Origin of the sequence: Corallococcus sp. CA047B (assembly GCF_003612065.1) — a bacterium.
Lineage (GTDB): Bacteria > Myxococcota > Myxococcia > Myxococcales > Myxococcaceae > Corallococcus > Corallococcus praedator.
On sequence record NZ_RAWD01000329.1, the window covers coordinates 1 to 10,084 of the forward strand.

Annotated in this window: 2 protein-coding genes; both read left to right on the forward strand. The window is 71.5% G+C overall.

Annotated elements, in window-relative coordinates:
* Nucleotides 1-9 precede the first annotated feature (9 nt).
* Entirely contained in the window at nucleotides 10-8,397 is an 8,388-nt protein-coding gene (locus D7X74_RS34295; protein ID WP_255424515.1) for a non-ribosomal peptide synthetase, read from the forward strand.
* Nucleotides 8,387-10,084 (forward strand): condensation domain-containing protein (locus D7X74_RS34300; RefSeq protein WP_147446782.1); only part of this gene is annotated, 1,698 nt, incomplete at its 3' end. The genes D7X74_RS34295 and D7X74_RS34300, both read left to right, overlap by 11 nt.

Genomic DNA, 10,084 nt, shown 5'->3' on the forward strand with positions numbered 1-10,084 from the left:
GAGGCGGGGCTGGGCGCATGCGAAGGCGTGCGCGAGGCGGTGGTGGTGGCGCGGGAGGACGTGCCCGGAGACAAGCGGCTGGTGGGGTACGTGGTGGCGAAGGCTGGCCACACACTGGACAGCACGACGCTGCGAAGCGAGCTGAAGGGGCGGCTGCCGGAGTACATGGTGCCGTCGGCGCTGGTGGTGCTGGATGCGCTGCCGCTCAACGCGAACGGCAAGGTGGACCGCAAGGCCCTGCCGAAGCCGGAGCGCACGGAAGCGGACGCACGGGACTACGTCGCACCGCGCACGTCCATCGAGCAGACCCTGGAGCGCATCTGGGCGCAGGTGCTGCGCCTGGATCACGTCGGCATCCACGCCAACTTCTTCGAGCTGGGCGGCGACTCCATCATCAGCCTCCAGATCGTCGCGCGTGCCGCGCAGGCCGGACTGCGCATCACCACCCGTCAGCTCTTCCAGCACCAGACGATCGCGGCCCTGGCGGGCGTCGCCACGACGGCCCAGCTCGTCGTCGCGGAGCAGGGCGAGGTGCGTGGGTCCGTCCCGCTCACGCCCATCCAGCGCCGGCTCTTCGAAGAAGACGTCGTGGATCCGCACCACCTCAACCAGTCGTTGATGATCGAGGTCCGCCGTCCGGTGGATGCCGCGCTCCTGGAGCAGGCGCTTCGCCACCTCGTCGCGCACCACGACGCCCTGCGACTGCGCTTCACCCGCGAGGCCAGCGGCTGGTCGCAAGAGAACGCGGGCCTGGACCAGCCCCTGTCGCTGCGGCGGCTGGACATCTCCGCGCTGGATGAAGCCGCGAAGGCGCAGGCCCTGCAGGAGGCCGCGGCCCAGGTGCAGGCGAGCCTGGTGCTGGAGGAGGGCTTGCTGCTGCGCGCGATGCTGATTGAGCGCGGCGAAGGCCACACGGCGCGCCTGTTGCTGGCGGTGCACCACCTCGCGGTGGACGGCGTGTCCTGGCGCGTGCTGCTGGAGGACCTGGAGACGGCCTATCAGCAGCTCACCTCTGGGCGCCCGGTCCGGCTGCCCGCGAAGACGACCTCCTTCCAGACGTGGGCCCGCAGGCTGGAAGCCCATGCCCACACCCCGGAGGTGCTGGCCGAGCGCGCCTTCTGGCTGGACGGCACCCGGAGCGTCGCGCCGCTGCCCGTGGACCGGGCCGGGGGTGAGAACGTCGTGGGCTCGACGCGGAGCGTGTCGCTGTCGCTCGACGTGGAGGAGACGCGGCTGCTGTTGCAGGAAGTCCCTGGAGCCTGGCGCGCGCAGATCAACGACGTGCTGCTCGCGGCGCTGGTCCAGTCAATGGCACGCTGGACGGGGCAGCCCCGCGTGCGCGTCAACCTGGAGGGCCACGGGCGCGAGGAGTTGTTCGCGGACGCGGACATCTCCCGCACGGTAGGGTGGTTCACCGCCGTGTATCCCGTGCTGCTGGAGGTGCCGGTGTCCGGCAGCCCCGGCGACGGCCTGCGCGCGGTCCGCGACACCCTGCGGCGCCTGCCGGGCAACGGCCTGGGCTACGGGCTCCTGCGCTTCCTGGGCGACGACGCGACGGTGGAAGCCCTGCGCGCCGCGCCTCCCGCGCAGGTGTCCTTCAACTACCTGGGGCAGTTCGACGGCGTCGCGTCCGGAGCAGGGGACACCGCCTTCAGTATCGCCCGCGAAGGCAGTGGACCCGTGCGCAGCCCGCGCGCTCCGCGGCGCCACATCCTCGACGTCAGCGGACTGGTGCTGGACGGACAGCTCCAGTTGAGCTGGGGCTACAGCGAGAACCTCTACACCCAGGCCACCATCGAGTCCCTGGCCCGTGACTTCGTGGCCGCGCTGCGCACGCTCATCTCGACCCGCGCGTCGGAGGATGCGGCCCGCCGCACGCCCACGGACTTCCCGCTCGCCCGGGTGGACGCCACCGCGCTGGAGCGCGTGATGGCGGCGGTGCCCGACCTGGAGGACCTGTACCCGCTGTCACCCATGCAGCAGGGCATGCTCTTCCACACGCTGCTGGAGCCGGCGTCGGGCGCGTACTTCGAACAGCGCTCGTGGAGCTTCCACTCCGCGCTGGACCTGGGGGCCCTCCGGCAGGCCTGGCAGGACGTCCTCGCCAACCACCCGGTGCTGCGCACGTCCTTCTTCTGGCAGGGACTGGAATCCCCGCTCCAGGCCGTGCATGCGCGCGTAACGCTGCCGTGGACGGAGCTCGACTGGCGCGGGCTGCCCGTCGCTGAACAGCAGTCGCGTCTGGAGACGTTCCTCGCGGAGGACCGGGCACTCGGCTTCGAGCTGTCCCGTGCGCCCCTGATGCGGTTGGCGCTGATCCGCACGGAGGAACAGGCGTACCGGCTGGTGTGGAGTTTCCACCACCTGCTGACGGACGGCTGGAGTTCGGCACTGCTGCGCAAGGCGGTCTTCACCCGCTACGCCGCGCTGGTGCGGGGTAACGCCCCGGCTCTTACCAAGGGCCCGGCGTATCGCGAGTACATCGCCTGGCTCCAGCGTCAGGACCTGGCGCGCACGGAGACCTTCTGGCGCGACACCCTGGCGGGCTTCTCCGCCGCCACGCCGCTTCCGGCGGGCGTGGTCTCCCGCACCCATGCCTCTGGCGGGCTGTCGGAGCAGGCGGTGCTCCTGCCGACCGAGACCACCGACGCGCTCCAGACCTTCGCGCGCCGGCACCAGCTCACCCTCAACACCCTGGTGCAGGCCGCGTGGGCCCTGGTGCTCGCGCGCCATGCGAACACGTCCGACGTCGTCTTCGGCGCGACCGTCGCGGGACGTCCTTCGGAGCTGCCGGGCGTCGACACGATGCTGGGCATGTTCATCAACACGCTGCCCGTGCGCGTCCGGCTGGAGGAACAGGCGGACGTCGTCCCGTGGCTCCAGCGGTTCCAGTCGCAGCAGGTGGAGCTGCGCAACCACGAGCACAGCCCGCTCGTGCAGGTGCAGGGCTGGAGCGACGTGCCCCGGGGAACGCCCCTCTTCGAGACGCTGCTCGTCTTCGAGAACTACCCCGTCGACACCACGGTGGACGCGCAGGCCCGCCAGCTGGACGTGCGTGACTTCCACGCCTTCGAGCGGACGAACTACCCGCTTACCGCGGTGGCCGCTCCCGGCCGCGAGCTGCTGCTCAAGCTCGCCCATGAGACGCCGCGCTTCGACGAGGCCACGGCGAAGGCCCTGCTTGGTCAGTGGCGCCGGGCCCTGGAGGGACTGGCCGCGCGGGCCGGACAGCGGCTCGCCGACGTGACGCTCCTGTCGGCGGAAGAGACGCACGCGCTGCGCGACACCTGGAACGCCACGCGCGTGGAGTACCCGCGCACGCTCGCGGTCCAGCAGCTCTTCGAGTCCCGGGCCGCGCAGGCGCCCGACGCGGAGGCGCTGCGCTGGAACACGGGCCGCATGACGGCCGGCGCACTGGACGCGCGCGCGAACCAACTGGCGCACCACCTGCGCTCGCTGGGCGTGGGTCCGGAATCCCGCGTGGGCATCTGCCTGGAGCGCGGTCCCGACCTCGTCGTCGGCCTGCTGGCCGTGCTCAAGGCCGGTGGTGCCTACGTGCCCCTGGATCCGACCTATCCCGAGGATCGTCTGGGCTACATGGCCCGCGACGCCGGCCTCTCCGCGCTGCTGACGCACCGGCACTTGGAGTCGCGCCTTCCGGGGGGGCGGACCCCGGTGGTCCACCTGGACGCGCTGGAGTCCGTGCTCGCATCCCATCCGACCACTCGCCCGGACGTGGAGGCGCTTCCGGAAGCGCTCGCGTACGTCATCTACACGTCCGGCAGCACGGGCCGTCCCAAGGGCGTGATGGTGACGCACGGGGGCGTCGTCAACTACCTCGCCTGGACCCTGAACGCGTACCGCGTGGCGGACGGGCAGGGTGCGCCGGTGCACTCGTCGTTCTCCTTCGACCTCACGGTGACCAGCCTGTTGGCGCCGCTCGCCGCGGGCCGTCCCGCCGTGCTGGTGGATGAGGCAGTGGGCGCCGTGGAGGGCCTGGGCGACGCCCTGCGCCGTCAGGCCGACCACAGCCTCGTGAAGCTGACGCCCGCGCACCTGCGTCTGTTGGAGGCGCAGCTCGGCGAGCAGGACGCCCCCGGACGTGCCCGCGCCTTCGTCATTGGCGGCGAGGCCCTGGGCTACGAGGCGCTGGAGCACTGGCGGCGGTACGCGCCGGGCACCCGGCTCATCAACGAATACGGTCCCACCGAGACGGTGGTGGGCTGCTGCATCCACGAGGTGCGCGAGGACGAACCGCGCACGGGCCCCGTGCCCATCGGTCATCCCATCGCCAACACGCGCCTGTACGTGCTGGACGCGGCGGGCCGGCTCGCGCCGCTGGGCGCGGTGGGCGAACTCTTCGTCGGGGGTGATGGCGTGGGCCGGGGCTACCTGGGCCGCCCGGACCTGACCGCCGAGCGCTTCGTGCCGGATCCGTTCAGCCCCGAGCCGGGCGCGCGCCTGTACCGCACCGGCGACAGCGTGCGTCGCCGTGCCGACGGCGTGCTGGAGTACCTGGGCCGTCAGGACGACCAGGTGAAGGTGCGCGGCTTCCGCATCGAGCTGGGCGAAATCGAGTCCGTGCTCACGGCCCTCCCGGACGTGGCCTCGGGCGTGGTGCTCGCGCGCGAGGACGTGCCTGGAGACAAGCGACTCGTGGGCTACGTGGTGCCGAAGCCCGGTGCCGCGCTGGACGCCGCGTCGCTGCGGACCGCGCTGCGCAGGACGCTCCCGGACTACCTCGTGCCGGTCGCCTTCGTGGTGCTGGACGCGCTGCCCGTGGCGGTGACGGGCAAGGTGGACCGCAAGGCCCTGCCCGCGCCGGAGGCCGCACGCCCGGGCGAGGACGCGAACTTCGTGGCGCCCCGCACGCCGGAGGAGGAGCTGCTCGCCGGACTCTTCGCGCAGGTGCTGGGCGTGGAGAAGGTGGGCGTCCACGACGACTTCTTCGCGCTGGGCGGACACTCGCTCCGGGCGACGCAGACGGTGTCGCGCGCCCGGGACGTGTTCCAGGTGGAGCTGCCGCTGAGGGATCTCTTCGAGGCCCCCACCGTCGCGGGGCTGCTCCCGCGCCTGCTGGAGGCGAAAGCGAAGGACGCCGAAGGACCTCGCGTCCCGCCCCTGGTGGCCGTGCCGCGCACGGACGCGCTGCCGCTGTCGTTCGCGCAGCAGCGGCTGTGGTTCCTGGATCAGCTGGAGCCGCAGGGCTCGTTCCACAACGTGCCCGCGGCGCTCCGGCTCCAGGGCCCGCTGGATGTGGCCGCGCTGGAGCGCGCGTTCGCGGAGCTGTTCCGCCGCCATGAATCGCTGCGCACCGTCTTCCGCTCCGAGGAAGGCCGGCCGCTCCACGTCATCCTGCCGGTGCCGGAAGCCCCGCTGCCCATGCAGGACCTGGGCTCGCTGCCCGAGTCCACCCGCGAGGCGGAGGCCCTCCAGCGGGCCCAGGACGAGGCGAAGCGTCCCTTCGATCTCTCCAAGGGGCCGCTGCTGCGCGTGACGTTGCTGAAGCTCGCCGAACAGGAGCACCTGCTGCTGCTGACCATGCACCACATCGTCTCCGACGGCTGGTCCATGGGCGTGCTCGTGCGTGAAGTCGTGGCCCTCTACGAGGCCTTCCACCTGGGCCAGCCGTCGCCGCTGCCGGAGCTGGCCCTCCAGTACGCGGACTACGCGGCCTGGCAGCGCCAGTGGATGGAGCAGGGCGCGCTGGCCCGGCAGCTCGCGTGGTGGCGCAAGCAGTTGGACGGCGCACCGCAGACGGTGGACCTGCCCACGGACCGGCCCCGGCCCACCGTGCAGTCCCACAACGGTGAGCAGCTCCAGGTGCTGGTGCCTCCGTCGGTGATGGCGGACCTCCAGGCCCTGTGCCGCCGCGAGGGCGTCACGCTCTTCATGGCGCTCTTGGCCGGCTTCCAGGTGGTGCTGTCGCGCTACACGCGCCGCACGGACATCGTGGTGGGCACGGACATCGCCAACCGCAACCGCGCGGAGACCGAAGGGCTCATCGGCTTCTTCGTCAACCAGCTCGTCCTGCGCGGGAACCTGGGCGGCGACCCCACCGTGCGCGAGCTGCTGGCCCGTGCGCGGGAGACGGCGCTGTCCTCCTACGCGCACCAGGACCTGCCCTTCGAGGAGCTGGTGAAGGAGCTGAACCCCAAGCGCAGCCTGGGGCAGGCCCCGCTGTTCCAGGTGAAGCTGGTGCTCCAGAACACCCCCGCGTCGCGGCTGGAGCTGCCCGGCCTGAAGCTCACCCAGGTGGGCCAGGAGGCCACCCGCGCCAAGCTGGACCTGACCGTCGCGGTGCAGGAGACGCCCCAGGGGCTCGCCTGCGTCTGGGAGTTCGCCACGGACCTGTTCGACACGTCCACCGTGGCCCGGATGGCGAAGCACTTCGAACAGGTGCTGGAGGGCCTGACGCGCGAGCCTTCCCGCCGCCTGTCTTCACTCTCCCTGCTCACCGGCGAAGAGCGCCGCACGCTGCTGGAGACGTGGAACGACACGCGCACGGCCGAGCTGCCGGGCCCGACGGCCACCGCGCTGTTCGAGGCGCAGGCCGCGCGCACGCCCCAGGCGCTGGCGGCGGTGTTCGGCGCGGAGTCGCTGACGTACGCGCAGCTCGACGCGAAGGCCAATCAGCTCGCGTGGCATCTGAAGCAGAGCGGCGTGGGCCTGGAGTCGCGGGTGGGACTCTGCGTGGAACGCTCACTCGACATGGTGGTGGGCATCCTGGGCATCCTCAAGGCGGGCGCCGCGTACCTGCCCCTGGACCCCTCGTACCCGACTGATCGCCTGGCCTACATGCTGGCGGACGCGGCGGTGCCCGTCATCGTCACGCAGGACGCCCTGGCGGATGAATTGCCGTCGCAGGGTGAGTTGCTGGTGTGCCTGGACTCGGACGCGGCGCGCATCGCGAAACATCCCGTGACGCCACCGCCGGTGAAGCTGGAGCCGGAGCACCTGGCGTACGTCATCTACACGTCGGGTTCGACGGGTCGGCCCAAGGGGACGCTGTTGCATCACCGTGGCTTGTGCAACACGGCCACGGCGGCCATCGCGGCCCTGGGCATCACGCCTTCAAGTCGCGTCCTCCAGTTCGCGGCGTTCGGCTTCGACGCGTCGGTGTGGGAGACGTTCTCCGCGCTGCTGGCCGGCGCGGCCCTGCACCTGACGCCGCGCGAGGAGCTGATGCCCGGCGCGCCCCTGCACGGCCTGCTGAAGTCGCGGGGCATCACCACGGTGACGCTCACACCGTCGGTGCTGGCGCAGCTCCCCACCGAGGACCTGCCGGCGCTCACGTCGGTGGCCGCCGCGGGCGAGGCGTGCTCCGCGGAGCTGGTGCGCCGCTGGTCCCCGGGCCGGCGCTTCCTCAACGCGTACGGCCCCACCGAGGTGACCGTCTGCGCCACCGTCCGGGCGAACGTGGATCCGGAGCGGCCCACCATCGGCACGCCGCTGCCGAACGTGCGGGTGTACGTGCTGGACGACCAGGGACAGCCGGTGCCGGTGGGCATCCCGGGCCAGCTGCATGTCGGTGGCGTGGGACTGGCGCGGGGCTACCTGCACCGCGCGGACCTGACGGCGGAGCGCTTCGTGCCGGACGCCTTCGGTCCCGACGCAGGCGGCCGGCTCTACGCGACGGGCGACCTGGTGCGCTACCTGCCGTCCGGGGACATCGAGTTCCTGGGCCGCATCGACCACCAGCTCAAGCTGCGCGGCTACCGCATCGAATTGGGTGAGGTGGAAGCGGCCATCGCGGATCATCCCGCCGTGGAGGCCACCGTGGTCCTCCTGCGCGAGGACGTGCCGGGCAACCCCCGGCTGGTGGGCTACGCGGTCCCGCGTGAGGGTGAGGTGCTGGATGTGCGCGCGCTGAAGGAAGCGCTCCTCGCGCGCCTGCCCGAGTACATGGTGCCGACGGCGTTCGTGTCGCTGCCGGCGCTGCCGCTCACGCCCAACGGCAAGCTGGATCGCCAGGCGTTGCCGGCACCGGACACCGAACGCCCCGAACTGGAAAAGGGCTACGTCGCTCCGCGTGACGCGCTGGAAGAGGAGCTGGCCGCCATCTGGGCGGAGCTGCTCGGCGTCAAGCAGGTGGGCGTCCACGACGACTTCTTCGAGCTGGGGGGCCACTCCCTCCTGGGCACCCAGCTCATCTCGCGCATCCGCACGACGTTCGACGTGGAGCTGCCGCTCCGGGACATCTTCGAGTCCCCGACGGTGGAGAACCTCGCCGTCCACATCGTGCAGGCCCAGGCCGCGCAAGCAGACCCCGCGGAACTCGAACGACTCATGGGGGAGCTGGAGAACCTGTCCGCCGAAGAGGCGGAGGCGCTCCTTTCCTCTGACGAAGTGCTCCCCCAGGACGACAGCAAGAAGGTTTCCAGCAATGAGCAGTGACGCCGACAAGCGCATCGCAGCCCTGTCTCCCGAGAAGCGTGCCCTCCTGCTCAAGCAGCTGCGTCAGCAGCAAGCCCAGCAGGGCAAGCCCGCGCGCGCGCCGGTCATCGCCTCGCGTCCCCGGGACGGCTCGCCGTTGCCGCTGTCCTTCGCCCAGCAGCGCCTGTGGTTCCTGGATCAACTGGAGCCGGAGAGCGCGCTCTACAACATCCCCCTGGCCATCGAGCTGAAGGGCGAGCTGAAGCGGGACGCCCTGGAGCAGGCCTTCACGGCCCTCCAGGAGCGCCACGAATCCCTGCGCACCACCTTCCGCACCACGGAAGCGGGGCCCGTGCAGGTCATCGCGCCGCCGTCGCCGCTGACGTTGGACGTGGTGGACCTGCGCACCCTGTCCGGCGCCGCCCTCCAGGACGAGCTGTACCGGCACGTGCGCGAGGAATCGCTGCGCCCGTTCCACCTGACGCGGGGCCCGCTGGTGCGCGCGTCGCTCCTGCGCACCCAGGAGCACGAGCACGTCCTGCTCGTGACGATGCACCACGCCATCTCCGACGGCTGGTCCATGGGCGTCGTCATCCGCGAGCTGGCCGCGCTCTACGACGCGTTCCTCCACGGCCGCCCGTCGCCGCTGCCCCCGCTGGCGCTCCAGTACGCGGACTACGCCGCGTGGCAGCGCGAGTGGCTCCAGGGCGAGACGCTGGAAGCGCAGCTGAAGTGGTGGAAGGAGCAGCTCTCCGGTGCGCCGGACGTGATTGCCCTGCCCACGGACCGGCCGCGTCCGGCGGTCCAGAGCTCGCGCGGCGCGAAGCACTTCGTGCAGTTGCCGCGTGAATTGTCCGAGGCGCTCAAGGCGCTCGGGCAGAAGGAGGGCGCGACGCCCTTCATGACGCTGCTGGCGGCGTGGCAGGTGCTGCTGGCGCGCTACACCGGCCAGGATGACATCCGCGTGGGCACGCCCATCGCGGGCCGCAACCGGGCGGAGCTGGAAGGCCTCATCGGCTTCTTCATCAACACCCTGGTGCTGCGCGCGCGCGTGACGCCGGAGCTGACCTTCCGCCAGGTGCTGGCGCAGGTGCGGGAGCGGGCGCTGGGGGCGTTCGCGCACCAGGAGGTGCCGTTCGAGAAGCTGGTGGATCTGCTCCAGCCGGTGCGCTCGCTCAGCCACTCGCCGCTGTTCCAGGTGATGTTCAGCCTGCAGAACGCGCCGGTGTCGGAGCTGGTGATGCCGGAGGTGTCCCTGCGCACGCTGCGCGTGGAGGCGCAGACGACGAAGTTCGAATTGACGCTGTCGCTGTCCGACACGCCGACGGGGTTCTCCGGGTCGATTGAGTACAACACCGACCTGTTCGACGCAGCGACGGTGGAGCGGATGGCGGGGCACCTGGAGGTGCTGCTGCAGGGCATCGCGGCGAACCCGGACACGAAGGTGGGGCGGCTGGAGCTGCTGACGGCGGAGGAGCGGCAGCGGCAGGTGGTGGCGTGGAACGCGACGCGCACGGCGTACCCAAGGGAGCAGTGCGTCCACACGCTGGTGACGGCGCAGGTGGAGCGCACGCCGGACGTGGTGGCGCTGGACTTCGCGGGAGAGCAGCGGACGTACCGGCAGGTGGAGACGCGGGCGAACCAGCTCGCGCACCGACTGCGGAAGCTGGGCGTGGGGCGGGGCTCGCGCGTGGGCCTGTGCGTGGAG